This is a genomic window from Nocardia sp. CNY236 (assembly GCF_000482385.1).
Lineage (GTDB): Bacteria > Actinomycetota > Actinomycetes > Mycobacteriales > Mycobacteriaceae > Nocardia.
The window spans coordinates 156,412-180,939 of record NZ_KI519394.1 but is presented as its reverse complement, the minus strand read 5'-3'; the positions used below and the strand labels follow the sequence as shown (position 1 = coordinate 180,939).

The 24,528-nt window shown below is 65.7% G+C and carries 18 protein-coding genes and 2 pseudogenes; 10 read left to right on the top strand and 10 right to left on the bottom strand.

The window, feature by feature from the left end; all coding sequences use genetic code 11:
- Nucleotides 1-70: 70 nt before the first annotated feature.
- Complete coding sequence (locus tag K940_RS0123825; protein WP_028479528.1) at nt 71-3,169, bottom strand: heterodisulfide reductase-related iron-sulfur binding cluster; 3,099 nt, start codon at nt 3,167-3,169, stop codon at nt 71-73.
- Nucleotides 3,170-3,611: 442 nt separating this feature from the next.
- On the opposite strand from K940_RS0123825, the gene K940_RS0123820 reads away from it, so the two are divergent.
- Nucleotides 3,612-4,301: a hypothetical protein gene (locus tag K940_RS0123820; RefSeq protein WP_028479527.1), complete on the top strand. Its 690-nt coding sequence runs from the start codon at nt 3,612-3,614 to the stop codon at nt 4,299-4,301.
- 77 nt (nt 4,302-4,378) lie between these two features.
- Here K940_RS0123820 and K940_RS0123815 read toward each other — a convergent pair whose 3' ends face one another.
- From K940_RS0123815 to K940_RS0123795, 5 genes are all read right to left on the bottom strand, one after another.
- Nucleotides 4,379-5,263, bottom strand: coding sequence for an NRDE family protein (locus K940_RS0123815; RefSeq protein WP_028479526.1), 885 nt, complete (start codon nt 5,261-5,263; stop codon nt 4,379-4,381).
- Nucleotides 5,264-5,378: 115 nt separating this feature from the next.
- Nucleotides 5,379-6,707 carry a S1 family peptidase gene (locus K940_RS0123810; protein ID WP_155981089.1) on the bottom strand — a complete coding sequence of 443 codons (1,329 nt, stop codon included), beginning with the start codon at nt 6,705-6,707 and terminating at the stop codon, nt 5,379-5,381.
- 100 nt (nt 6,708-6,807) lie between these two features.
- Nucleotides 6,808-8,166 carry a S1 family peptidase gene (locus K940_RS0123805; protein WP_028479524.1) on the bottom strand — a complete coding sequence of 453 codons (1,359 nt, stop codon included), beginning with the start codon at nt 8,164-8,166 and terminating at the stop codon, nt 6,808-6,810.
- Between the two features lie 119 nt (nt 8,167-8,285).
- Nucleotides 8,286-9,665 (bottom strand): hypothetical protein, encoded by a 1,380-nt coding sequence (locus tag K940_RS30130; protein WP_196812347.1) that lies wholly within the window; start codon nt 9,663-9,665, stop codon nt 8,286-8,288.
- Nucleotides 9,666-9,711: 46 nt separating this feature from the next.
- Nucleotides 9,712-12,303: a LuxR C-terminal-related transcriptional regulator gene (locus K940_RS0123795; protein WP_028479523.1), complete on the bottom strand. Its 2,592-nt coding sequence runs from the start codon at nt 12,301-12,303 to the stop codon at nt 9,712-9,714.
- A gap of 590 nt (nt 12,304-12,893) precedes the next feature.
- Here K940_RS0123795 and K940_RS0123785 point away from each other — a divergent pair.
- The 5 genes from K940_RS0123785 to K940_RS0123765 all read left to right on the top strand — a co-directional run bounded on the left by K940_RS0123785 (nt 12,894) and on the right by K940_RS0123765 (nt 17,943).
- Entirely contained in the window at nt 12,894-13,538 is a 645-nt protein-coding gene (locus tag K940_RS0123785; RefSeq protein ID WP_028479521.1) for a hypothetical protein, read from the top strand.
- Between the two features lie 261 nt (nt 13,539-13,799).
- Nucleotides 13,800-15,647 carry a molecular chaperone DnaK gene (gene dnaK, locus K940_RS0123780; RefSeq protein ID WP_028479520.1) on the top strand — a complete coding sequence of 616 codons (1,848 nt, stop codon included), beginning with the start codon at nt 13,800-13,802 and terminating at the stop codon, nt 15,645-15,647.
- Entirely contained in the window at nt 15,644-16,342 is a 699-nt protein-coding gene (gene grpE, locus K940_RS0123775; RefSeq protein ID WP_028479519.1) for a nucleotide exchange factor GrpE, read from the top strand. The genes dnaK and grpE overlap by 4 nt, the downstream gene beginning before the upstream one ends.
- Before the next feature lie 24 nt (nt 16,343-16,366).
- A complete protein-coding gene (gene dnaJ / locus K940_RS0123770; protein WP_028479518.1) occupies nt 16,367-17,524 on the top strand; it encodes a molecular chaperone DnaJ in 1,158 nt (385 codons plus the stop codon).
- Nucleotides 17,524-17,943, top strand: coding sequence for a heat shock protein transcriptional repressor HspR (locus tag K940_RS0123765; protein WP_028479517.1), 420 nt, complete (start codon nt 17,524-17,526; stop codon nt 17,941-17,943). The genes dnaJ and K940_RS0123765 overlap by 1 nt, the downstream gene beginning before the upstream one ends.
- Nucleotides 17,944-17,975: 32 nt before the next feature.
- On the opposite strand, the pseudogene K940_RS32015 reads toward K940_RS0123765, so the two are convergent.
- Nucleotides 17,976-18,152, bottom strand: a pseudogene (locus K940_RS32015) (Tn3 family transposase); the annotation flags it as partial.
- Nucleotides 18,153-18,268: 116 nt separating this feature from the next.
- On the bottom strand, nt 18,269-19,408 hold the full coding sequence (locus tag K940_RS0123755; RefSeq protein ID WP_028479516.1) for an epoxide hydrolase family protein: 1,140 nt from the start codon (nt 19,406-19,408) through the stop codon (nt 18,269-18,271).
- 63 nt (nt 19,409-19,471) lie between these two features.
- Between K940_RS0123755 and K940_RS0123750 the strand changes: the two genes are divergently transcribed.
- Nucleotides 19,472-20,458, top strand: coding sequence for a YafY family protein (locus K940_RS0123750; protein ID WP_028479515.1), 987 nt, complete (start codon nt 19,472-19,474; stop codon nt 20,456-20,458).
- A 487-nt stretch (nt 20,459-20,945) separates the two neighbouring features.
- Here the strand turns inward: K940_RS0123750 and K940_RS33325 are convergent, their stop codons facing one another.
- Entirely contained in the window at nt 20,946-21,131 is a 186-nt protein-coding gene (locus K940_RS33325; protein WP_028479514.1) for a hypothetical protein, read from the bottom strand.
- Nucleotides 21,132-21,303: 172 nt separating this feature from the next.
- Between K940_RS33325 and K940_RS33835 the strand changes: the two are divergent.
- Nucleotides 21,304-21,447: pseudogene (locus K940_RS33835) on the top strand (transposase); the annotation flags it as partial.
- A gap of 215 nt (nt 21,448-21,662) precedes the next feature.
- Here K940_RS33835 and K940_RS0123735 read toward each other — a convergent pair.
- Nucleotides 21,663-22,430 carry a helix-turn-helix domain-containing protein gene (locus K940_RS0123735; RefSeq protein ID WP_231390494.1) on the bottom strand — a complete coding sequence of 256 codons (768 nt, stop codon included), beginning with the start codon at nt 22,428-22,430 and terminating at the stop codon, nt 21,663-21,665.
- A gap of 185 nt (nt 22,431-22,615) precedes the next feature.
- Between K940_RS0123735 and K940_RS0123730 the strand changes: the two genes are divergently transcribed.
- Nucleotides 22,616-23,299 (top strand): DUF4097 family beta strand repeat-containing protein, encoded by a 684-nt coding sequence (locus K940_RS0123730; protein ID WP_028479512.1) that lies wholly within the window; start codon nt 22,616-22,618, stop codon nt 23,297-23,299.
- 12 nt (nt 23,300-23,311) lie between these two features.
- A complete protein-coding gene (locus tag K940_RS0123725) occupies nt 23,312-24,403 on the top strand; it encodes a serine hydrolase (RefSeq protein ID WP_028479511.1) in 1,092 nt (363 codons plus the stop codon).
- The last annotated feature ends 125 nt before the right edge of the window (nt 24,404-24,528 follow it).

Sequence of the window (24,528 nt, the reverse complement as noted above, 5' to 3'; positions counted from 1 at the left end):
GCAGGAGAACGGCCGACGCTCGAGTCCCTGGAGCGGGACCCGGGTGTCGGCCGTGTGTCGGAGGCTGCGCTCAGTTCTTCCGTCCCGGCGCCTTGGCACCGGACTTGAAGCCGAGACCACCGGGTTTGGCGGTCGGCGGCGCGACGTCGGGCGCCCCGTCGCCGCTGGCGCCGTTGCCGGTCGGCTCGGACTCGACAGCGGGTTCGGTCTGTGTCGCCGCAGTTTCGGGCTCCTGTCGCCGGGTGGAGACAGGAGCGCCGGGAGCCTTGGGGCCGGGCCGCTTGAAGCCGGACTTCATGGCCAGGCCCTTGGCTGGAACCGTCGGCTTGGTTTCGGTCGGCTTGGTTTCGGTCGGCGCAGTTTCGGTCTGAGCCACAGCCGCTGAATCAGCGTCAGGTGTTGCCTCACCCGAGGGGCCTGCCGTGGGTGCGTCCGTCGCCGGAGCCTTTGCGCCCGGAGCCTTCGCGCCCGGCGCCTTGGCCGCGCCCTTCATCGCCAGGCCGGGTGCCTTCGCGCCGGGTGCTTTCGCTCCCGGTGCTTTGGCGCCGCCCTTCATCCCGAGACCACCCGGTGCTTTGGCCGGGCCTTTCATAGCAAGGCCTTTGACCGGTGCGGCTGGCGCCGAGGTGGCGTCGGTCTGCGTTGGTTCGGTCGCCTGCGCGCCGGGTGCTTTGGCTCCGGGTGCTTTGGCTCCGCCTTTCATGCCCAGGCCGCCGGGTGTTTTGGCGCCGGGTGCTTTGGCGGCGCCCTTCATCCCGAGACCACCTGGTGCTTTGGCCGGGCCCTTCATGGCCAGACCGCCGCCGGCGGGCGCGGTTGTGGCCGGCGTGGGCGTGGCGGACGCCGGGGCAAGTTCCGGCTCCGGTTCCGGTTTCGCGGCGGGTGCTTTGGGTTGTTGAACGACGGTGATCTTTTCGGTCAGCTCGGCGGGATCCACCCGCTCGATAGCGTCGAGCATCAGCTGGGCGACGTCCACCACCTCGACGCCCTCGCCCTCGCCGTTCTCCTGTCGGGCGGTGACGCCGTCGGTCAGCATAACGCGGCAGAAGGGACATCCGGTCGCGATCTTGCCCGGGGTGCCGGAACCGTTCGACGACCCGGCCAGAGTATTCAACCCTTCGTCCACGCGGTCGACGTTGATGCGCTTGCCGAGCTGCTCTTCCATCCACATCCGGGCGCCGCCGGCGCCACAGCACATGGCCCGTTCGCCGTGTCGGGGCATCTCGACCAGATTCGAGCCGGAGGCGGCCATCAGCTCGCGAGGCGCGTTGTAGACCTTGTTGTGCCGTCCGAGGTAGCACGGATCGTGGTAGGTGACATTCCGCGACACCGAGGTCACCGGGATCAGCTGCTTGCGGCGCACCAGACGATTGAGCAACTGGGTGTGGTGCACGACCTCGTAACTCCCGCCCACCTGCGGGTATTCGTTGTTCAGCGCGTTGAAGCAGTGCGCACAGGTGACGACGATCTTCTTGCGGCGATCCTCGACGCCTTCGAAGACCGAGTTCAGCAGCTCGATGTTCTGCTGCGCCAGCTGCTGGAACAAGAATTCGTTGCCCGCGCGGCGCGCCGAGTCACCGGTGCAGGTCTCTTCGGCGCCGAGCACCATGAACTTCACGCCCGCGGTGGCGAGCAGTTCGGCGACCGCTTTGGTGGTCTTCTTGGCACGGTCCTCGTATGCGCCGGCGCAGCCGACCCAGAACAGGTAGTCGTAGCCGTCGAAGCTGCTGATCTCTTCCCCGTTCGCGGCGGGCTGGCCGAAGACCGGGATCTCGAAGTTCAGTTCGTTGATCCAGTTGAGCCGGTCCTTGGCGTTCTGCCCCCAGGGGTTGCCCTTGTTCTCCAGGTTCTTGAACAGGCCGGCGAGCTCGGAGGGGAACTCGGACTCGATCAGCACCTGGTAACGGCGCATGTCGATGATGTGGTCGACGTGCTCGATGTCCACTGGACACTGCTCGACGCACGCGCCGCAGGTGGTGCAGCTCCACAGCACCTCGGGATCGATGATGCCGCTGACGTCCATGTCGCCGACCAGCGGACGTTCGGCCTCGGCTCGCGCGGCCTCGGGGATTTTCGCCAGCGCGGACTCGTTGACCGCGCCCTGGGCATCGACCAGCCCGACCTCGTCGCCACCCGCGTCCTTGCGGCCACCGGCCAAAAGGTAGGGCGCCTTGGCATAGCCGTGGTCACGCAGCGACATGATCAGCAATTTCGGCGACAGCGGCTTGCCGGTGTTCCACGCCGGGCACTGGCTTTGGCACCGCCCGCATTCGGTGCAGGTGGTGAAGTCCAGCCAGCCCTTCCAGGAGAAGTCCTCGACTCGCCCTGCGCCGAAGGTATCGACATCCGGGTCCGCCGTCTCCATGTCGATCGGCTTGCCGCCCGACATCATCGGCTTGGCCGCGCCCAGGGCGACGCTGCCATCGTCCTCACGCTTGAAGTAGATGTTCGGGAACGCAGAGAACCGGTGGGTGATAACACCCCAGGTGACATTGCGGCCCAGGTACCACAGGAACGCCATACCCGACATCAGCTTGATGAAGGCGAAGATCGACACCATGGTCGGGCTGGCCGGTAGCAACGTGGCGACTCGCATGGTGAAGAAGTCGGTCGCGGGGTTCGCATGCCCGTAGGTCGCGATCTTCCCGGCCTTCACGAAGATCATGCCCAGGCCCTCGATGAGGCCGACGGACTCGATGAAATATGCGGCGGCGAAGTTCGAGCCGCTGAAGCGCGACAGGCGTTCCGGGACGCGCGGATGGTTCAGCTGCCGGATGGTGATCAGGGTGATGATGCCGACGACCGTGCCGATTCCGAGGATCTCGTCCCACAGGTGGTAGATCGCGGTGTCGCCGATGATCGGCCAATGGAATTCGGGGTCGAACGTTTGGCCGTACGCTTCGAACCACAGTATGAAGCCGCCCATGAAGCCGACCATGAAGATCCAGTGCGCCCAGCCGACGGTGCGGAACTTGACCATGCGCGTGTGCGCGACGAACTCGATCAGCATTTGCTTGAAACGCGGGAAGAACGGCCGCAATCGGTCCGGTGCGGGCTGGCCGACCATGATGGTCCGCACAACTCTGTTCACACCACCGAAGAACGACGCCCAACACAGAAGGCTCAGCGCAGCCCCAAATGTGCCCAGCGTCACTGTCAGGGCATTCATGTCGCGACCTTTCTTTAGAGGCAACACGAGCGAAAGTGGCGCGGTCGCCGCCTTCGCATGGCTCGTATCTTAACCGTCGGTAAGTTACCCGTCGGTAACAAAGCCGTACATCGCGGGTTGGCTCCGTAAGAGTCTCGCGCGAAGTGGGCATGTCCGGATATGCCGTGATTTACATCACAACATCGGCGTCGATGCGACACGTATCGCTCGTCCACCACCGTAAACACCGGAACGAGCCGCTCAGTTGGTAAGGATGGGCTTAGTTGTACTGTTCGCTAGGAAGCTTCGCCTACCACACGGGATCTATTAGACTCGCGGCGTTATGTCCAATCTCCGTTTTGCACCGCTCGGGGAGGGTTCGGAGCCAACGTCCGAACTTGATTGGAGTGGCTCTCGCGTGCTGGAGACCGGACAGTGACACCGACCTGATGATTGGAAAACAATGAAACTCCGTAGAATCGCCGCCGCGGCCGCGGCGGTCAGCGGCGCGATGACTATTGGTCTCGGGACCGCGTATGCCGAGCCGGCGCCTACTCCGACGCCCGACGAGTCCATTCAGTACTCGGTCAAGCTCGAGCACAAAACTGTCGTGACCACGCTCGAGGGGGGCACGTTCGAGCTGACGAAGTCTTCCGAGGACGTCGAGGAGAACGACGTCTACAGCGTCAAGGACTCCAACGGTGACACGATCCTGTCGGCGCCGATCGCGTTCAATGTCGGCGATACGGTGGTCCCGGTGAAGGCAGAGGTCGCAGAAGGCGGCGCCGTGCTCGAGTTGACCCCGGAGCGGGACGTCGCCGTCGTCGAGGACGCGCCGGTCAACTCCGTGAACGTCGTGGCGCAGCCTATCGCCTCGCCGGTAGAGAATCAGCGCGCGACGAACGACTTCAAGAGTCAGTTCGGCCTCGCCACCACGATCGGCGGTTTCGTCGGCACCGCTGCCGGAGCGGCGATCGGGTGCGTCCTGAGCTTGCCCGTGTGTATCCCTGGTGTGGCCGCCGGCGCGGGTATCGGTGGCATCCTCGGGAGCATCGCTGTGGGTGGCCCTGCCCTGATTGTGGCAGGTATTGACCTGCTCAACACCTTGCAGGCGCCGCCCGGCACCTCGAAGTGGGCAAATGGGGGGAAATAAGTAGTCGTTCACAGCTGGACGCTCGGCCATTCGGCCTCAGGCGGCCCGTCTTCTGCGGAGGGCGGGCCGCCTGTCGTTCATCGGGCCAGATCGAGCCTGCCCTGCCTGGCGACCGTGCCCAACTCCTGACCCAGTGTGCCGAATGAGCGCTCCACCAGGTCGAACGTTCCGTCCTCACGCACGAGCAGCACGGTGCTGGCCCGAGTGCCGTACAGGCTGTGTGCGACAAACCTGGCCGAGAGCGCTCGCTCCAGATCGAGGGGCAAACCCGTGGGCGGCGCCTGCTGATCCAGGGTCTCGGTACGGTCGGTGAGCACTGAAAAATAGCGATCGAGCGCTTCGGGGTCGGACCGCACGACGGCATTCAACTCGGTCAACCCAGTGCGCACTTTGGGCCAAATGGGCTGTGGCGCAGACAGTTCCAGATCGGTGTCGATAGGGCGTGCGGAAGTGACGAACGCGCTGTTGGAGACTCCGTGGAAGCCGGCAGCCAATTGCTGAGGCATGCCCGCGCTACGGTTGGAATGCCACCACAGCGTGCGCAGGTCGGAAACCACCAGGTTGTAGCCGTCGTAGTCGTCGCGTCCTGTGGCGATGTCGTGTGTGTACTCTTCCGGGGCGGGCCGCTCGCTGCTCGGGTGGTCGGGGTCGGTGTGCAAGAAATCCATGAGCAGAGCGCCCCGCGATCGGCCGTCGATGACCCGAGCGTTGCGATTGCGCACATTGGTGACCGTCCCGAATCGACCGTTGTCCTGCGGCTGCGTGACGAGCCCCAGCCAGGTGCCTGGGGGTTCGCCGGCTGCTCGTCCGGCAGCCCCGGTGTCCCGCCCAGCGATCAAGCCTGGAACTTCTGGCCACGCGCGCATGGACTCAGTAGGGCGGGAATAGAACTCGTCTCGGTTGGCGGCCACGATCAACCGGTAGTCCGGGTGCGCGCGCCAGCCGATCAAAACCAAACACATATGGTCCAGCATGCCGGACCATATGTGCTCGGATAGTCGGTACAGACCACGTCGGGCTGTGTAATAGCAGGGGAAAGGACAGTTTTAGCAGCGGAAAGGAGCCCCCACCAGGTGGCTATGGCGAGTTGGTGAACACGGCGAGACCGGGGTTGTCGGAGAACACGACATCGAGCGGCTGTCCGAACAACTGGGGCGCGTCACCGGTGATCGCGCCGATCAGATTCGGGATCACGCAGAAGGAGAAATCCGCCACCGAGGAGGCACTGGAAATGCCGAGTGCAAGCCGGCCGGTCACAATCGGTCCGCCGCTGTCGCCGGGTAGTGCACAGATATTGGCCGAGAAGCTCTGAGAGAGCATGTGGTCACCCACCCGCACCGTTTGGTCGACGGCATTGATCACGCCACAACTGAAACCGGTGCGCATGCCGGATTTGCACACCGGCGCCCCGACCACCGGAGTCCCCACCCCTTCGATCACCATCGGCGCCGAGCCGGGTATCCGCACGCCGCTGTTGCTGAATTGGCCTTCGGCCCGATCGCTGATCCGAACGATCGAGTAGTCCTGCTCGCCGAGTACCGACTTCTCGAACACACCCAGCAGGGGGCCGGGCTGGTTGCCGTTGAGTTCGTAGATTCCGGCGGCGTTCCCGTGGCCGGCCGAGGGGATGTCCGGGTTGCAGTGGCCGGCGGTGATGTTCACGGTATCGCCAGTGCGATGATCGATGCCGTTGAAACCGAGCGAGCACCGGAGCGAGACCCCGTCGGAGCCGGATGCGTATCCGTCACCTGCTGTGAAGGCGCGGTTGGTTCCAGCGATTTCACCGGCGGGTATGGGCGCATTCTCGTTCGCCATCGGCGGCGCCGTCACGATGACTCGCGCCGGGTCGATGAAACTCGGCATCGGCAAGCCCGCTTGGTCGACCCGGACCGCGACGGTGTTGTTCACCGTGTCGATCACCGCGCCACGCACCAGCGACCGCACTGCTTCGGGTTGACCCTCCAGCCAACGTTCGAACGCGCTCTTCTCCTCGCGCAGCGCGGCCTCGCTCTTGGCGACGTTGCGCACGGTGAAACCGGAAGACTCCGCGGCCTGTTTCACCGTGTCGGCGCTGGAGCCCTGGGCCACGGCCACGACCGCCCTACCCGCGTCGAGCCAAGAACCGGCGAATACGTCCGGATAGTCTCGCTGGGCCGTGGTGGTGAACGTGGCCACCTCCTGCGCGAGGTCTGCGCGCTGTAGATACTCTTCGGGCGAGATATGCAGATCACGTGCCACGGCGGCCGCCAGTCCTGCGGGCAGATCCGGGGACTGGTCGGGCTCCGCGGTCGCTACCGCCGCCGTGGGGACGCACAACAGAATGGCCGCTGCGGCGGCCAGTGCTGTTCGTCGGATTCCGGTCTTTCGTGTTGCCGATCGGAGCGGGCTTAAACGTGGCGGGAGCATGCCCAGACTATATGGGGTTCAGCACAGTATTCCCACTCTCGATTTCTACTCTCGCACCCGCGGATTGTCCGCGGGTGCGACCACCCGTTGCCGGGAAAGCTCAGCTGACATTCTGTCGGGTGCGCAGCCGGATGCCGCTGCCGATCCCGCCACCGGAGGTGGCATCGATGTCGGCCAGAATCGCACGGATCGGAATGCCCAGCGATGCGGTGCCACCGTAGTGCGCGAGAGCTATATTGGCCTCGTCACAGTTCGGTGCGTCCGCGGCGTTGGAACCACTGGTAATGCCCAACGCCAAGGTACCCGATACGATCGCGCCGCCGCTGTCGCCGCCGAGCGTGCACGCCGACGTTGCGAACCCTCGGATCGTCCTGGCTTCGCCCTCCGCGGTGTAGAGCTGGGTTTCTACCCGGTCGGCCACCACGAAGCCGCATGTGAACGTCGACGATTGACCCGATTTGCACACCGGGGCGCCGGTGATCGGTTCGGCGGTGCCGGTGATCGACAGCGTGCTGCCGTTGGCGCCACGCACCGAAGGCTGATCCATGCCCGCCCGTACCGCGCGCTCGTTCAGTTCGATCACCGAGTAGTCCAGCGCGGGACCGCCGCCCAACGAAGCACGTACGAACGTGCCCAGCGCCGGGCTGGCGGGCAGGTCCCGGATGTCGGGCAGGTAGACGGTGGCCTCTTGGTTGCTCTTGTCGAGGTTCGGATCACAGTGGCCCGCACTGATGTTCAACGCATTTCCGGCCGCGTCGACGCTGTTGAACCCGAACGAACAGATGTCGACTCCACGCAGTGACGAATCTCTCAGCGAAGTAGGAGCGGTGATGTATGTGTCGCCGCCCATCGGCCGCCGTTCGACCGGGCCACCGGCATCCGGAGACAAGATCACCGTGATATTTGCCAGCAGGGTAGGCAAGTTGAGCAGGTGCCCCACGGGGGTGTTGGCAATGCTGAGCACCAGCCGACTGTTCAGGAGATCGATGGCCACCGAGTTGACCGCTTGTGAAATCTCGCGAGGCAGGTTGGAAATCCACTGGTTGAGTTGCATCAAAGCGGTTTCCAAATTGTCGGCCGAGATCGGCGCCAACCGCGTGTGGTATCCGTCGGCTGCGGCGATTTTCGCGGCATTCGGAGACGTGACCGCGACAACGGGTTTGCCGTCGCTGCCGATCCAGGCGCCCGCGAAGGCATCCGGTCGTTCCGCGCGGAATTCATGGGCGTAGTCACGAAGTTGCTGGGCACGCGCGGCGCGATCCAGGTACTCCGTCGGGGTCATGTTCAGGTCGCGAGAAACCGCCTCTACCAATTCTGCTGGCAGGGTATCCGCACCGAGCTGCGCGGGCGCGTCGGGCGCCGCCGCAGCGGTCGTGATGCCGAACAAGGGAGCCAGGAAAACGGTCGAGGCGAGGGCGACAACTTTGACCGCGGCGCGACGCGCCACCAACTTGCGCATGAATTCCCTTCGTTGGCACGCAGGTGCCAGCTACATCCGTGGCCGTGGGCGGAAACCCTTGGCACACAGTCTTCGTCCAGCGGGGGACCGCTGCGTAAAGGCTCGGCCTCACTGTACGGTCAGCGCAACATTTTAGGCCACAAACCTGGAAGGGGCGCTATCGATAACCAGCTGTCGCTAGACGTTTGCAGTCCGGAATCGTCGGTATCCGGTGCAGCTGGACGCGATTTCGGGGTGGTCGTGGCGCTACGGGTGCTCATCGGGACGGTGGTTCCGGTGACCGGCGGCATTGTGGTGGTGGTCGTCGGTCCGGTCGTGGTCGTCACGGACGCTGTGGTCGTCGGTCCGGTCGTGGTCGTCGGTCCGGTCGTGGTCGTCGGGGTGTCGGTCGGCGTGGTGGTCGTTACGGGCGCTGTGGTCGTCGGTCCGATGGTGGTCGTTGTGGTGGTCGTTACGGGCGCTGTGGTCGTCGGGGTGTTGGTCGGCACGGGCGCCGGTGGCGTCTCCGGCGCGGCGGCCTCGGTGATCACGATCGGCGGTTCGGGCGCCATGGCGGGAGGAAGCGGGACGGATGACGTGACCTGGGGCGGCGGACCGACCACCGAGGTCCGCTCGGCTTTGGCCTCGTGCGGTACAGCCGGTGATCCTTCCTCGCCGCGTGGCGCCGCGGCCACGACGATGCCGCCGAGCAGCAACCCGAGTACCGCCGCCGCGGCGACCAGCACTGGCGTTCGTTTGGCGCCTTTCGACGCCGCGGCGGCTGCCCGCGCCCTATCCGAGGTCGCTTTCGAGGTGTCCGATGTCGTCACGGCGCGCGCGGTCGTTTCGGCAACCGGAGTCGCTTCGGCAAGGGGCGCTTCGGCGAGTGCGGAAGGGAGGGTCTCCGAATAAGCCTGCGGCAGCTCGGCAGGCGCCGGTACCGACGGGATGACATCGGTGTCCGCCGTCGGGTTCTCCGCGGTCAGTGGATCCGGTGGCGCCGTACCGGCGGGTGTGGCCAGCACCGCCGCCAATGCCGCGTGGGCTGCGTCGTGGGCCGGTGCATCGCCTTCGGTCCCAGAGGTTCCCCCACTGGGCAGCGTGCCTTCGCTGATGAGCAGTACCGAGCGCAGGCCGAGGTAGTTCAGCGCCTCCCGAAGCGAATGCACTCGGGTGTCAGGCCAGCCCGCTGGGTGCGTCGCGTAGAACTCGGCAGGACCGCTGAGGTGTTCGGCGGCGAGGTCGATCAAGCAGAAAAGTGCGGTCGCGAACAGGTCTTCGGCGCGGTACGGCGCACCGTCGTCGACGGAGATCCCAGCGGGGTCACCGATAGCGGAAAAGAATCCGCTGATCGAATGGGAGTATCCGGTCGGCGCCACGCCGCCCAGTTCGGTGTTGCCGTCATCGGACATGTGCAGCACTGATTCCCGGACGATGCAGTGCGGTTCGGCCTCGTTGTCGGTGATGACGACGGCCGTACACATGTCCTCGGCGACGCGCAGGCCGACCCCAGTGGCCATCCTCGATACCTCGCTTCGGCGTTCCCGCTGACGAATCGCGCCCCGGTTACACCGGCAGCGGGCCGTGTCCCATGGCGCGGAGCATTGACAATAGCTCCGAACGAGAGCGGGCACCGACCCGGCGTCGGATTCGGGCAACGTGGTGCTCGACCGTCTTTGCGGAAATATACAATCGAGCGCCGATCTCTCGATAGGTGAGTCCGAGCAAGACCAGTTCGGCTACTTCGCGCTCGCGGTCGCTGAGCAGTGTGGTGCGCCGTGGTATCGGCGATGTCGAGCCGGGTATGCCGCCGTCACCGACCGAGGACGCAGCCGGCCGAGGCGATGTGCCGTCGAGGCTCGTGTCGGGGTGAATCGTGCGCGCCAGGTCGACCAGCATATGCGCCATCGCAGTATCGGGTACGGTGCGCGCCGCCTCGGTAGCCAATTGCGCGCCGTCCCAATGCATGCCGATTCCGGCGAGCGCCGCGGCGGCCGCTTGGACCGGCGCAGTCGGGACGTCGCCGCCGAGCACCTGCGTCCAGGCGCGGCTGGCATCGGTGAGGGTGGCCGCGTGGCGGTTTCCTGCCTCGGCGGCGGCCTGCAACGGGCGCGTCGCCGTACGGAGTTCGTCGAGGTTTCCGTGTGCGATCGCGGCCTGTGCGCCATACCAATGGAAGATGTTGGACCAGGCGGGTGGTTCGGCGATCTGGCGCAACATCTCGCGCGCGGCGTCCACCAGGGACGCGATTCGCTGTTCGTCCCGTATCCGGATGCCGGCGAGCCACAGCTCGCCGATCGGTAGCAGCAACAGCAGGTCGGCCTGCACGTCATCGAACAACGGCCGAGCCGCCTGCCAGATGCGCGCCAGGGCTATGTGGTTGTCGTTGCGCCGAGCGAGCCCGGCCGCGACGCCATGTGCAAGGAGCTGGACTCGTACGTCCAGTTCTTCCTGGTTCAGTGTGGCCAGGGTGGCCGCGGCCGCACGCTCGTCGCCGCCGTACATCGCCGTCCACGCCGCGAGCACGTCGAGGTGACCACAGCGCAGCCCGCGGGCGCTGGCCCGTCGCAGGGCGTCCGCGGCCCGGTATGGCTCGCCGGAACCGAGCGAGAGCAGAGTGGCAATCGCCACCGCGGTACATGCAAGGAAGTGGTCGGAATCCCCGTCGGCGCGCGCTGCTTGCATCAGCGTCGATACCGCCGCGCCGGAGCCGTCGCCGGATTCGAGGCTGTCGGCCAGTGCAGCCGCGATCAGACTCGCTTGCGCGCTCGCCTCGGTGGGCGGCCATTGTGCCGCCGACCGGGACATCGCCTCGGCGCCGGCAGCGTCGCCGGCCACGCGCAGCACAGTGGCGGCGACGGCCCAGTCCGGGCCGACCCGGTCTGGGCCGAGCCAGGTGTACAGCTGTGCGGCACGACCGGTCAGACCGCGGCGAGTCAGCACCACCGCGCAGATGCGTACCGCAGTCGCGAGGTCTGCGCCGGCGATGCCCGACCGCGCCAACATCGGCTCGGCCAGTCGCATCGCGGTCTCACTGTCGCCTGTGCGCGCCGCGGCCTCGGCCCAGCGCAGCGTGATCGGATCGCGATCGGCCCCGGCCGCCGCGGCGGCGTTGTAATAGCCGACCGCATCCCGCTCGGACTCTTCCGCAGCCGTGATGAGGAACTCGGCAAGGCGTGGATCGCGCACGCCGGACTCGGCCAGCTGCACTGCGGTGCGGTTGCGCAGCAGGCCCGCTTCGAGACGAGCGCCGAGCAACCTGCGCGCGACCGCGACGAATCTGCGTTCACCCAACAGTGTGCGCAGTGGCGCGACCGCAGGCTCGAGCAGGAGGTCGGCGTCGGTGACCAATGCACTGGCCCGTGCGCGGTCGATGAGGTCTTGGGCGGTGGCGTGTTCCACGCCGAGCACAACGGCGAGTTCGCTGGTGTCCAGGCCTGTGCCGGTGGTGGCGACGACGAGGGTATCCATCAGGTCGAGTTCCAGATCGTCCAAGAGTCCGCGCACCCACGTGGCGACGGCGGCGTCGACGGCGGCTGTGCCCGCCCGCAGACGGGCCGAGCAGGCGGCGGCCAGGGCGGCGACCACGCCGCCGCGAATACCTGCGGTCTGCGTGTGGATGTGTTGGATGACCGGACGCGGCACCATCAGGCCCAGTTCTCTGGCGAACGGGGGGATGTCGGCGATGCCCAAGGGGCGCAGGCGCACGATTCGACCGTGTCGGGCGATCGTGTCGGCGAGCATCCGCAGCGACTTGTCGTGGGGACGGGGCTGGGCGGCGACGATCACGCTGCGATGCCCCGACGCGACAGCGGCGCGCAGGTATTCGAGTTCACCCGCGCTGAGCAGGTGCCCGTTGTCGACCACCAGGACCGGGACGAGGGTATCGGCGGGGCGATCTGCCGGGCGGTTGCCAGTCGCCCTCGGCAGATCGGTCGCGGTGACCGCGCCGTTGCGCATGTCGTGGCGCAGGGTCGTGTCGTCGTGCACCGGGACGCCGTGAGCGCGCAGACGGGTGCGGATCTCTGCCAGCAGGGTCGACTTCCCGGTCTGCGATCGTCCTCGAATCAGATATACGGCTGGTCGTTTGTTCGCAGAGTCCAGGTCGCGGAAGATATCTCGCGCGTATGGGAGTGTGTCGAAAGCGATATCGGTCACGGTCAACACTCCCGACACAACCGGCGGTCGCCGGCTCCGTTTTTGTTCTGCATGTGTGCGGCACCGATGATTGTTGTTTCGACTTCGGTTCGGAGGTCTCGGGAGAAACCGGTGGCGTATGCATTGCTGTCGTCGCGGCTGTCGACGGTTGTCGGTGCGGCGGAATTCGATGCGGCGATAGTGTTGTCGAGCGCCAGGCGCTGTGTCATTCGAGGCCCCGTCCACGCATGTTCTCTGGTCCGGTGGGTCATCAGGTGTCGGCGCGTGGCGCCTTACGGCGCTTCGCCACAACGTCTGGTTCGGCTGTGGGATGCGATGTGTTTACTGCTCCAGGGAAGATTAGGGAAATTCTTGGAATTTCGCCGGATTCTCCACCGAATGTCTCCTTCGGTGTGTGCCGGATCGGCTGGATGGACGATTGCCGCGGGGCGGATGGGGACGACATCGTTTCGGCGTAAGGTAATGGAATCCGGCAGAAAATGCATTCCCCCGCCGCACGGTTGGGGTTTGTATCGGTACGTCGGGACGGTTTCGGTCCGGGGTATGCAACGAGGCATCGGGTAGGCGGTCGGTACCGATAGGAGGCGATGATGAGCCACGAGGATGTCGTCCACGAACTGCTCGTCCGTGCAGGCACGGGTTATGCCGAGGAAGCGGGCATTACGCTCGAGGATCAGCCTGCTTCGCTGTTCCAATTGTTGGTACTCACTCAGTTGCTCAGTACCCGGATCGCGGCCCGGACCGCGGTGGCGGCCACCCGAGAGTTGATCGGACGCGGCTACCGCACCCCGCATCGGGTCGCGGATGCGAATTGGCACGAGTTGGTCGAGGCGCTCGACCAGGCGAACTATCGCCGATACGACGAGAGCGCCGCGACCCGGCTGGGCGCCAATGCCTCGCGCGTGCTCGACCGGTACCACGGTGACCTGCGCGAACTGGCCGTGACGGCAGGGCGTGATCCCAAGCGTGCCGCGACGTTGTTGCAGGAATTTCAGGGCATCGGGCCCACCGGAAGCGATATTTTCCTGCGCGAGGTCCAGGACATCTGGACGTGGGTTCGGCCGCATTTCGACGAACGCGCCCTACGCGGCGCCGGGCGCGTTCGACTGCCGCAGGACCCGGACCGGCTGGCCGATCTCGCACCGGAGCGCCACATTGCCGATCTGGCGGCGGCGCTGGTGCGGGTGACGCTCGACGAGAAGATCGCCGAGGAGATCCTCGACGCGGTTCCGTGAACGCGCCGGATGATCGTCGGGAATCAATCGCTGCGGGTCCGCGTTGAGACAATCGAACAATGTTGAGTGCAGTCAGCTCAAGTTTGGCTTGACGTCGACTGTCGTGCTGATGCAGGATTGAGCCGACCACACTCAGTGTTGCTGGGGTCGTGCTCCGTGAGGTGAGTGGGGCGAGACCTCGCGGCGCTCGTCGGGGCGCCACAGGGCGGTCGTCCGCCCGGCACCGACACATATCGGTACGTTGAATCAGGAGGAATTACCATGGCTCGTGCGGTCGGAATCGACCTCGGGACCACGAACTCGGTTGTCGCCGTTCTCGAAGGTGGCGAGCCGGTCGTCGTTGCCAACTCGGAGGGGGCGCGTACGACTCCCTCGATCGTCGCGTTCGCGAAGAACGGTGAAGTACTGGTCGGCCAGCCGGCCAAGAACCAGGCGGTCACCAATGTCGATCGCACCATCCGATCGGTCAAGCGGCACATCGGCACCGATTGGTCGGTGGACATCGACGACAAGAAGTACACCCCGCAGGAGATCAGCGCGCGGGTGCTGATGAAGCTGAAGCGCGACGCCGAGGCCTACCTCGGCGAGGAGATCACCGACGCGGTGATCACCGTGCCCGCGTACTTCGAAGACGCCCAGCGCCAGGCCACCAAAGAGGCCGGTCAGATCGCAGGCATGAACGTGCTGCGCATCGTCAACGAGCCCACGGCCGCCGCCCTCGCCTACGGCTTGGACAAGGGTGACAAGGAACAGACCATCCTGGTGTTCGACCTCGGTGGCGGCACCTTCGACGTCTCGCTGCTCGAAATCGGCGAGGGCGTCGTCGAGGTCCGCGCCACCTCGGGTGACAACCATCTCGGCGGCGACGACTGGGACGAGCGGGTCGTGCAGTGGCTGGTCGACAAGTTCAAGGCCAGCTCGGGCATCGACCTGACCAAGGACAAGATGGCCATGCAGCGCCTGCGTGAGGCTGCCGAGAAGGCCAAGATCGAGCTGAGCTCCTCGCAGAGCACCTCGATCAACCTGCCCTACATCACGGTCGACGCGGACAAGAACCCCCTGTTCCTCGACGAGCAGTTGACCCGCGCGGAATTCCAGAAGATCACCTCGGATCTACTCGACCGCACCCGTGCGCCGTTCCAGTCCGTGATCAAGGACGCCGGCATCAAGGTGGCCGACATCGACCACGTCGTGCTCGTCGGCGGCTCCACCCGCATGCCCGCGGTCACCGACCTCGTGCGTGAGCTGACCGGTGGCAAGGAGCCCAACAAGGGCGTGAACCCCGACGAGGTCGTCGCGATCGGCGCCGCCCTACAGGCCGGTGTGCTCAAGGGCGAGGTCAAAGATGTCCTGCTGCTCGATGTGACCCCGCTGTCGCTGGGTATCGAGACCAAGGGCGGGGTGATGACCAGGCTCATCGAACGCAACACCACCATTCCGACCAAGCGCTCGGAGACCTTCACCACCGCCGACGACAATCAGCCGTCCGTACAGATCCAGGTGTTCCAGGGTGAGCGCGAGATCGCCTCGCACAACAAGCTGCTCGGCTCCTTCGAGCTGACCGGCATCCCGCCGGCTCCGCGCGGTGTGCCGCAGATCGAGGTCACCTTCGACATCGATGCCAATGGCATCGTGCACGTGACCGCGAAGGACAAGGGCACCGGCAAGGAGAACACGATCAAGATCCAGGAAGGCTCCGGCCTGTCCAAGGAAGAGATCGACCGGATGGTCAAGGACGCCGAGGCGCACGCCGCCGAGGACAAGGCCCGCCGTGAGGAGGCCGAGACCCGCAACCAGGCGGAGTCGCTGGTCCACCAGACCGAGAAGTTCATCAAGGACAACGAGGACAAGGTCTCCGCAGAGGTCAAGTCCAAGGTCGAGGCGGCCATCGCCGAGGCGAACAAGGCGCTCGAGGGCACCGACATCGCCGCGGTCAAGGCGGCCGTCGAGAAGCTGGCGACCGAATCGCAGGCGCTCGGCCAGGCCATCTACGAGGCTTCCGCCGCCGACGCCGCTGCGTCGGGCAATGGCGCTGCCGGCGCGGCCTCGGATGATCAGGTCGTGGACGCCGAGGTTGTGGACGAGCCGGTCGACACGGAGAAGAAGTGACCGAGGACAACGCCGACAAGGAACCGATCACCATCGTCGACAACCGCAAGATCGATCCGGATAGCAACGAGTTGCGCCAACCGTCCGCGGACAATGGCGTCGCGGCCGCACCGGCCTCGAATGCCGAGGTCGGTGTGGATACCGGGGTCGATGCGGATATCGAGAGCGACGCGGGCGTCGGGAGCGATGCTCGGCAACTCGCCGACACCATCAGTAGCGAGCTCGCCGAACGTACTGCCGATCTGCAACGGTTGACCGCGGAGTACGCCAACTATCGGCGCCGGGTCGAGCGCGATCGTCAGGCCACGATCGACTCCGCCAAGGCGGCGATCGTCACCGAATTGCTCGGTGTGCTCGACGATCTCGACCGCGCACGGTCGCATGGCGATCTGGAATCCGGCCCCTTGAAGTCGGTGGCCGACAAGTTGTCGGCCGCGCTGGTCAAGCAGGGTCTCACCGAGTTCGGTTCGGAGGGCGAGCCTTTCGATCCGACGGTGCACGAGGCGGTGCAGCACGAGGGCTCCGGCCATGATCCGGTGATCGGTATCGTCATGCGTAAGGGCTATCGCTTCGGCGATCGGGTGCTGCGGCACGCGCTCGTCGGGGTCACCGATGGCGTATCCGATCTGGCCGATGACGCCGATCGGGCAGCGGAAGAGGCATCGGACGTTGATGCCGGCGCGCAGGAACGATAGGGACGCGAGAGGAGGAGATGCTCGGTGAGCCAACGGGAGTGGGTCGAAAAAGACTTCTACAAGGAGCTGGGTATTTCCTCCAGCGCCTCGCAGGACGAGGTCAAGAAGGCCTACCGTAAGCTCGCCCGCGACCTGCACCCGGATGCCAATCCTGGTGACACCAAGGCCGAAGAGCGATTCAAGGCGGTCAGCGAGGCGCATGCGGTGCTGTCGGATACCGCCAAGCGCAAAGAGTACGACGAGACCCGCAAGCTCTTCGCCGGCGGCGGGTACGGTCGCGGCGGGTTCGCTCCCGGCGCCGGTGGCGGCTTCTCGCAGGAGTTCAACGTCGGTGACATCTTCGGTGGCGCCAATGCCGGCGACAGCGGCCTCGGCGATCTGCTCGGTGGTCTGTTCAACCGTGGCGGCACTCGGACCGCCAGCCGTCCGCGGCGCGGCGCCGACGTGGAAACCGAGACGACGCTCGGCTTCCGGGAGGCGGCGCAAGGGGTCACGGTTCCGCTGCGGATGACCAGCCCCTCGCCGTGCACGACATGCCATGGCAGCGGCGCCAAGCCGGGGACGAGTCCGCGAGTCTGCCCCATTTGCAATGGAACCGGTGTCGTCAGTCGCAATCAGGGCGCATTCGGCTTCAGCGAGCCGTGTGACGAGTGCCGTGGCAGCGGATCGATCATCGACGACCCGTGTGCCGACTGCCGGGGCAGCGGCATCCAGAATCGCACCCGCACCATCACCGTGCGGATTCCTCCGGGAGTCGGTGACGGGCAGCGAATTCGGTTGGCCGGACAGGGCGAGGCCGGGCTGCGCGGTGCACCGTCGGGCGATCTGTATGTGACCGTTCATGTCAGCCAGGACAAGGTCTTCGGCCGCAATGGCGACGACCTGACCGTCGTGCTGCCGGTCAGTTACAGTGAGCTGGTGTTGGGTACGACGGTTTCGGTGCCGACACTGGACGGCCGAGTCGGCGTGAAAGTGCCGCCGGGCACTGCCGACGGTCGTATTCTCCGGGTGCGCGGTCGAGGTGTGCCCAAACGCGATGGCGGGGCGGGTGACCTGCTGGTGACAGTCAAGGTCGCGATACCGCAGAAGTTGGATGGCGATGCCGTCGAGGCGCTCGAGCGTTATCAGCAGGCAGAGCGATCCAGTGGTTTCGATCCACGTGCGGGATGGGCAGGTGCGTGATGTCCGCAGAGCCGAAGAACCCCTCCGCGGGGGCGCGTGCCGAGTTCTTCATGATCTCGGTCGCCGCCGAACTGGCGGGCATGCATGCGCAGACATTGCGCACGTACGACCGTTTGGGGTTGGTCACTCCGCAACGTACCTCGGGTGGCGGGCGTCGCTATTCGGCTCGGGACGTCGAACTGCTGCGTGAAGTGCAGCGGCTGTCTCAGGACGAGGGCGTCAACCTGGCGGGTATCAAGCGGGTCATCGAGTTGACCAATCAGGTGGAGGAGCTGCGTCAGCAGGTTGCCGAGTTGTCGGCCGAAGCGGAACGGATGCGGGCCGCCTACCGCGCCGAACTCGCACCGACGCAACGCAGTACCGCGTTGGTGGTCTGGCAGCCGCGCAATCGTCGAGACCACGGCCACCGTCGACGGTAGTTCGGAGGCCCATTGGCTTGCTCGGTCTACGCTTCCAGGTTCCGGGCGCGGAATGCGTCCTCGTGGGCGTAGATGAGGTCGCGTTTGAGGGCGTGGATCGACTCGCCCTTGTTGAGTTCGCAGGCGATCTTGCGCCGATATACCGGGTTCGACAGATATTTCGCGGCGTAGATGGCGCGCCGCATCGCCCCGTACTCCTTCAACGCCGCAAGGCATCGACACGTTGTTTTCCGCGCGACTACTGTTGGTCCACAGCGAGGCTCTTGGCGTGGCCGCCGTTTCCGAACGAGAGAAGCGTCGGCCACGTCGCTGCTTGCAGTTCTGGTCAGGGGATGCTGCGGAAGAAGGTGCGGATGTCGTCTGCGAGCAAGGTCGGTTGTTCCATGGCGGGGAAGTGGCCACCTTCGGCGTACTCGCTCCAGTGGGCGATTGCTCCAGTGGGGTTCATGACGCGGCGCATGAGCGGGTGGGTGTCGAAGACCGCCCACCCGGTGGGGACGGGCGCGAACATAGCGCGTTCGACCGTGGAATGCTGCGCCTCGTAGTAGAACTGGGCGCTCGACTCGCCGCTGCGCGTGAACCAGTACAAGGTGACGTTCGCCAGGAGTTGGTCGCGGTCGACCGACTCGTCCGGGGTGCGATAGCTGTTGTCCCTAGCCTTGAACTTCTCAGCGATCCACGCGAGCAAGGCGACCGGCGAATCGGTGAGAGCCACCCCGATCGTGTCCGGCTTGTGGTTCTGCATCTCGAGGTACCCGCGCTCGGAGGCAGCCTCAGTCTGCATCACAGCGAGTTCGCTACTCTCCTCGCCGGAAAGGTCAGCGGGCGCAGGGAAAAGCGCTCCGATCAAGCCGAGCAGTCGGCGCTCACTGCCGTAGTGCGTGCCGATCACGCGCTCCGGGTAGATAGTTGCCAGGCGCGCCATGACCCCGGTGCCGGTATCGGTGCCATGCGCCGCGAACCGCTGATACCCGAGTCGGGTCATGATCTCCGCAAAGGCTTCGGCCGTCCGCGCCAGCTCCCAGCCCGTACCTGCAAGAGGGGTGGAGAAGCCGAAGCCCGGCAGCGACGGGATGACGACATGGAATTCGTCGGTCAGTAGCGGGAGGAGTCGCTGGTACTCGACGAATGAGCCCGGCCAGCCGTGGTGCAACAGCAGCGGGGTTGCGTGCGGGTTCGACGACCGCGCATGGACGATATGGAAGGCCTGACCGTCGATCATCGTCGTGACTTGTTCGATCTCGTTGAGGCGAGCTTCCTGCGCGCGCCAGTCGAAGTCATCGCGCCAGTACTCGGTGAGCTCTCTCAGGTATGCCATCGGGATACCGCGGCTGAAATCAGCGCGATCGTCTCGGCCGGGCACCGGGTGCGGCCAGCGGGCTCGCGCCAGCCGGTCTCGCAGGTCGTCGATATCGGCTTGGGGGACGTTGATGCGGAACGGTGTGAGTGTCTTGTTCTCGGTCACGACACCCAACATTGCAGAGATTGCGGCAGGATAGCTTCCGCATTTAGGAGAATAATGGATGGCATGTTGAAAACCTCGGCCCGCTTGCTCGAGTTGCTCTCGCTTCTCCAGCTCAGACGCGACTGGACGAGCTCCGAGATCGCCGACCGCTTGGAGGTGAGCACCAGGACTGTGCGCGCAGATATCGGCAAGCTGCGTTCACTCGGCTATCTCGTAGAAGCACGCCCTGGCGTCGCGGGTGGGTACCGTCTCGCACCGGGAGCTGTGATGCCTCCCCTCCTGCTCAACGACGACGAAGCCGTTGCTGTGGCGGTCGGACTCAGCGCACTCGCAACAGGAACAGCTGGAGCTGAAGAGGAATCGCTCACCGCGCTCGCGAAGTTGGAGCAGGTGCTCCCGGGACGTTTACGCCAACGCGTCGGCGCAGTCCGGGAGGCGACGAACACAGTCCCCGGAACTGCACCGCCCCTGGACCTCGCAGCACTCAGCGTCGTCGCTTCCGCGATTCGCGGCCACCAGCGGCTCCGGTTCGGATACACCAAACACGAACGCAGCGAACAAGCACGCCATACGGAACCGCAACGTCTCATCAATTGGGGAGACCTCTGGTACTTGCTGGCGTGGGACCTGGACCGCGACGACTGGCGAATCTTCCGTCTGGACCGCATGACCGCACGCCCACCAACCGGCGTAACATTCCGGCCCCGCGCAGACCCTGACCGCGACGTCATCGGATACGTCACCAGACACATCGCCACAGCAGGCCACATCTACCACGCCCGAGTACTCGTTCATGCTCCTGCCGCCACCGTCGCCGCGAAGATTCCCATTCCAATCACCGTCGAGAGCGTTGGCAACTCCACGTGCATCATCGAGATCGACTCGGGAGATCCGGCGCGACTCGCACTCTGGTTGGTACAGCTCGACACCGACCTCGAAATCCTCGAAGGAGACGAATTGTCGCTCGCATTCGACAAGCTCGCGAGCAGACTCCACAGCGCCACCGGCACTCCGGTGTCACCACGCTCAATCGGTCCGGACGATTTGTGAGTCACACCGTTGGTCTTATTCCAGGCAGCGATCCAGTCGCGGATCGCGATTACTAGAGCGCGCCAACGCTTCTGCGGCCACAGCGGCGGAGTTTCTTGTCGGTGAGCAGCCCGAACCAGCGTTCGACGGTGTGCCGCAGGCCATTTCATGACGATCGGCGCCTTGTGAGTGCCGTAGTTGTCACAGATCAGATGAGCTGCCGTTTCGACCATTTCGGCGGTCGGCCCGCTTTTGCCCGAGGCAGCGACGGGACCAGCCGCACTCATTCGGCGTCGGTCAGGTCTGCCCGCGTCGTCACCCCTACGCTGGGCACGAGGTCTCCGGTATGTCAGGTTCGCTTGTCGCCAACCGATCCACTGGAGACCTCTCCGCGTCCGGCTGTCGACATGCCCTCGCAGGCAAGCGTTTTCGGTCACAGGCAACAGTTGGGGGCGCCGCTGGCGGCGCCCCCAACCACACCACCGTTGAAACAGTGCCTAGATAGCACTCAACAGACCATGCCCGGCCAGCAACCGCTGACGATATCGAGCAGAAGCTCCAGCACATCCCAGAGGCTGAGACCCGCACTGCCCGAACTGCTGGTCCCGGTGTCGTATATCTGTGTCGCTGCAATCGCTGGCTCCGGCGACTCCGTGACTGCGGCAGCAGATCCACCGGCGAGAGCGATAGTCATGACAAGTGCGGTGACGCCGGCCATGACTGGACGGAGAGTATTTATGTGATCACCTACATCTCAAATTGATTGTTTCAGTTGTACGTTGAAATGCAAACAGAAGCAGATTCGTTTGGCAATAGCTGGTTCCCAATGATGGGAAGCTCTAGTACTCCATCCGGACTTCGTGATCGATGAAGACGGGCTACGGGATGACCTGCGTGATTACGTGGTCTCCCATCTCGGTGACACCGACGCGCCCCTTGTGGTGGATGAGACCGGTGACCTGAAGCAGGGTGTATGGACCGTCGGTGTCCAGCGTCGATACACGGGGAGCAGACTCTCGATCTGCAGAGCGACGCACGCGGCGTCGCGGGCTGTTCGCGGGTCTGGACCGACGTCGCGAGCGGCGCGACGACGTCCCGGCCCGACGCCACCGGCGCCCGCAAGTTTCCGGCCGGGTTCGTGCCGACGAAGCGGAGCAGGCCGGCGACGTCACCGGCGCCGCAGAAGGTGGAGTTCTGCCACCTGGTCGCCAAACAGGTCGGTGACTCAGCGCGTGTCCTCCGGAGCGGCCTCGATCCTGGTATGCAGTATCTCGCGCGCCTGCTCGGCGGCGCGGGAGATGCTCTCAGAGACGAAGTCGACGAAGCGGGCGATGTTTTCCAGCCGGGCGGCGGCCGGGCTGCCCGGGCCCAGAACGCTCACTCCCTGCCGGGCGATCTCGCCCAGGTGAGCGGTAGCCTTCGCGCTGGCCATCGTGGACTGGTACATCACGTCGTCATCGACCACGTAGCGTTCCCGGCGCCGCTCGTCGCGCTCACGCCGGACGAGCCCCTGGTTCTCCAGATACGCAATCGCCTTGGAGACCGAAGCCGGACTGACCTGCAGATGCCCGGCGATCTGTGAGGCGGTGAGGCTGCCGGCATCGGTGGTGTAGAGGCAGGCCAGCGTCCGCGCGGTCATCCTCGGCAGCCCGGACGCGATGAACACTCCGGCGAAGGTCTCCTCGTATTCCAGTACCGCGCCCGCGTCGCGCCCGCGCGCTGTCGGCGGCTTTCCCGGGCGAATCGGCGAGGCCGTCCGGCGCCGGCGCGCACGACGCTCGGTGGCATGGTGTGCGAGGTCGCCACGATAGGCCATCGCGCCGCCGTTGCGCATGACCTCCCGGGTGATGGTCGAGGTCGGCCGGTCGAGGCGCCGGGCGATCTCCGCGTAGGCGAGGCCGTCGGCCAGGCCGGCGGCGATCTGCTGGCGTTCCTGCTGCGTGAGCCTGCCACCCGGCATCGCGGCCTCCTTTGTCGTCGATGCCGCCACCATAGCGTTCACTCCTCATTCATTGCAACGAAAACTCCCTCGAGTGTTGCGTTGACCACAGACTCATTGCAACGATTTATAGGCTATGAACTGCGTTTATCGAGAATAATTGCAACACTATTGTTGCTGTATTCGTGAAGGCAACGTAGCGTTTCCGGTATCAGAAACAGCAAGTGAAGGAGCTGATCATGCCGAAGTTCGACACCCCCACGCCCGTTTCCGCGATGTTCGACATCCCCGCCGGACGCATTCAGATCATCGCCGCCGACCGGGCCGACACCACGGTCGAGGTCCTGCCCACGGACGCCGCCAAGCCTCGTGACGTGAAAGCGGCCGAACGGGTCGAGGTCAGCTACGCCGACGGCGTGCTGCACATCGAGGCCAGGAAGCCCAGCAATCCGGTCTTCAACCCGGTCTTCGGTCCGTTTGGCTCCGTGGAGGTGACCGTCCAGCTGCCGGCCGGGTCGAACGTCGTGGGCACGGCGGCCAGCGCCGAGTTCCGCGGCGTCGGGCGGCTCGGCGACGTCACCCTCGAGGGCGCGGCCGGCTCGATCAAGGTCGACGAGACCGCGAGTGCCCGGCTGATCCTCGCCAGCGGTGACATCACGGTCGGCCGGCTGAGCGGTTCGGGACAGATCAGCACCCACAAGGGTGACCTGCGGATCGCCGAGGCCACCGACGGCGCCGTCACGCTGCGAACCGTCCAGGGCGACATCACCGTTGCGGCCGCCCGCGACTCGTCTGCGACCCTGGACGCCGGCACCAGCTCGGGCCGGGTCCACAACGCGCTTCGCAACACCGACGGGGCTGTCGCCAGCCTCGAGATCCACGCCACCACCGTCCACGGCGACATCACCGCCACCAGCCTCTGAGGAGCGTCCACCATGGCCAATTCGACCATCACCGGGCCGTGCCGGCCGGACCTGCAGAAGGCCATCGAGGCGTTCGTCGACGCAGGCTTTGCCGGACTGCAGATGCGCGTGCACGACGATCACGGCGAATGGGTGGGCAGCGCCGGCGTCCGCAAACTCGGCGAAGCCACCCGCCCACCCACGAACGGCCGGTTCTGGGCCGGCAGCGTGGCCAAGACCTTCACCGCCACCGCCGTCCTACAACTGGTCGCCGAGGGAAAGGTCGGGCTGGACGCCCCCGCGGCCGACCACCTCACCGATCTCGGGCTGGCCTCCCGGATCACCCCGCGCATGCTGCTGCAACACACCAGCGGCCTGTTCAACTACACCGGCGAGTACCTGCCCGATGGCACCGTCGTGCCGGGCATCCCGGCTGCCGGCAAGGAGTGGGTGGACACCCGGCTGACCGCCTACCAGCCCCGGGATCTGGTACGACTGGCACTGTCCAAGCCAGCTCGCTTCGAACCCGGCGCCGACTGGAGCTACTCCAACACCAACTACACCGTGGCCGCCCTGCTCGTCGAAGAGGTCACCGGCCGGTCGTTCGGCCAATGGTTGCAACAGCGGATCCTCGACCCGCTCGGCCTGCACGACACCGTGCTGGCCGGCAACATCACCGACCTGCCCGAGCCGCACGCCCACGGCTACTACCGCTACCAGGATGCCGATGCTTGGACGGTGGCCGACGTCTCCCGGCAGAACCTATCCATGCTGCTCGGCGCCGGCGGCGCCATCTCGACCACGCGGGATCTGAACGTCTTTTTCGCCGCCCTCAACGCCGGCGCGCTGCTGCCCGCCCAGCTGCTGGCCGAGATGCGCAAGCCGGTCGGCCCGATCGACTACGGCCTCGGTGTATTCGTGCAGGACCTGGGTCCGGCGGGCATCATCTACCACCACAACGGTGGCGCGCCCGGCGGCTACGGTGCGCTGATGTACAGCACCCCCGACGGCCGCCGGACCATGACCGCCGGGCTGACCACCGGGGACGCCGCGATCAACCCGGCCGAAGCCCTCCCACCGGCATTGGACACCCTGGTCGAGACAGTCTTCGGCGAACCCGTCTGACAGTCTGCCCCGCCTCGGGCGGACAACCCCGGCAGCACGCCGCCTCTCGCGTCGGGTCCATTGCGCCCCAGCAGCCAGGAGGGGCGGGCGCGGCCAGGACGCCGGCCAGCGCTCGGCGCAGCCCG

Bases quoted from the DNA above. Each gene is read 5' to 3' on its own strand.
- K940_RS0123825 (WP_028479528.1), bottom strand. From the start codon at position 3,169: ATGAATGCCCTGACAGTGACGCTGGGCACATTTGGGGCTGCGCTGAGC.
- K940_RS0123820 (WP_028479527.1), top strand. From the start codon at position 3,612: ATGAAACTCCGTAGAATCGCCGCCGCGGCCGCGGCGGTCAGCGGCGCG.
- K940_RS0123815 (WP_028479526.1), bottom strand. From the start codon at position 5,263: ATGTGTTTGGTTTTGATCGGCTGGCGCGCGCACCCGGACTACCGGTTG.
- K940_RS0123810 (WP_155981089.1), bottom strand. From the start codon at position 6,707: ATGCTCCCGCCACGTTTAAGCCCGCTCCGATCGGCAACACGAAAGACC.
- K940_RS0123805 (WP_028479524.1), bottom strand. From the start codon at position 8,166: ATGCGCAAGTTGGTGGCGCGTCGCGCCGCGGTCAAAGTTGTCGCCCTC.
- K940_RS30130 (WP_196812347.1), bottom strand. From the start codon at position 9,665: ATGGCCACTGGGGTCGGCCTGCGCGTCGCCGAGGACATGTGTACGGCC.
- K940_RS0123785 (WP_028479521.1), top strand. From the start codon at position 12,894: ATGAGCCACGAGGATGTCGTCCACGAACTGCTCGTCCGTGCAGGCACG.
- dnaK (WP_028479520.1), top strand. From the start codon at position 13,800: ATGGCTCGTGCGGTCGGAATCGACCTCGGGACCACGAACTCGGTTGTC.
- K940_RS0123765 (WP_028479517.1), top strand. From the start codon at position 17,524: ATGTCCGCAGAGCCGAAGAACCCCTCCGCGGGGGCGCGTGCCGAGTTC.
- K940_RS0123750 (WP_028479515.1), top strand. From the start codon at position 19,472: ATGTTGAAAACCTCGGCCCGCTTGCTCGAGTTGCTCTCGCTTCTCCAG.
- K940_RS33325 (WP_028479514.1), bottom strand. From the start codon at position 21,131: ATGACTATCGCTCTCGCCGGTGGATCTGCTGCCGCAGTCACGGAGTCG.
- K940_RS0123735 (WP_231390494.1), bottom strand. From the start codon at position 22,430: ATGGTGGCGGCATCGACGACAAAGGAGGCCGCGATGCCGGGTGGCAGG.
- K940_RS0123730 (WP_028479512.1), top strand. From the start codon at position 22,616: ATGCCGAAGTTCGACACCCCCACGCCCGTTTCCGCGATGTTCGACATC.
- K940_RS0123725 (WP_028479511.1), top strand. From the start codon at position 23,312: ATGGCCAATTCGACCATCACCGGGCCGTGCCGGCCGGACCTGCAGAAG.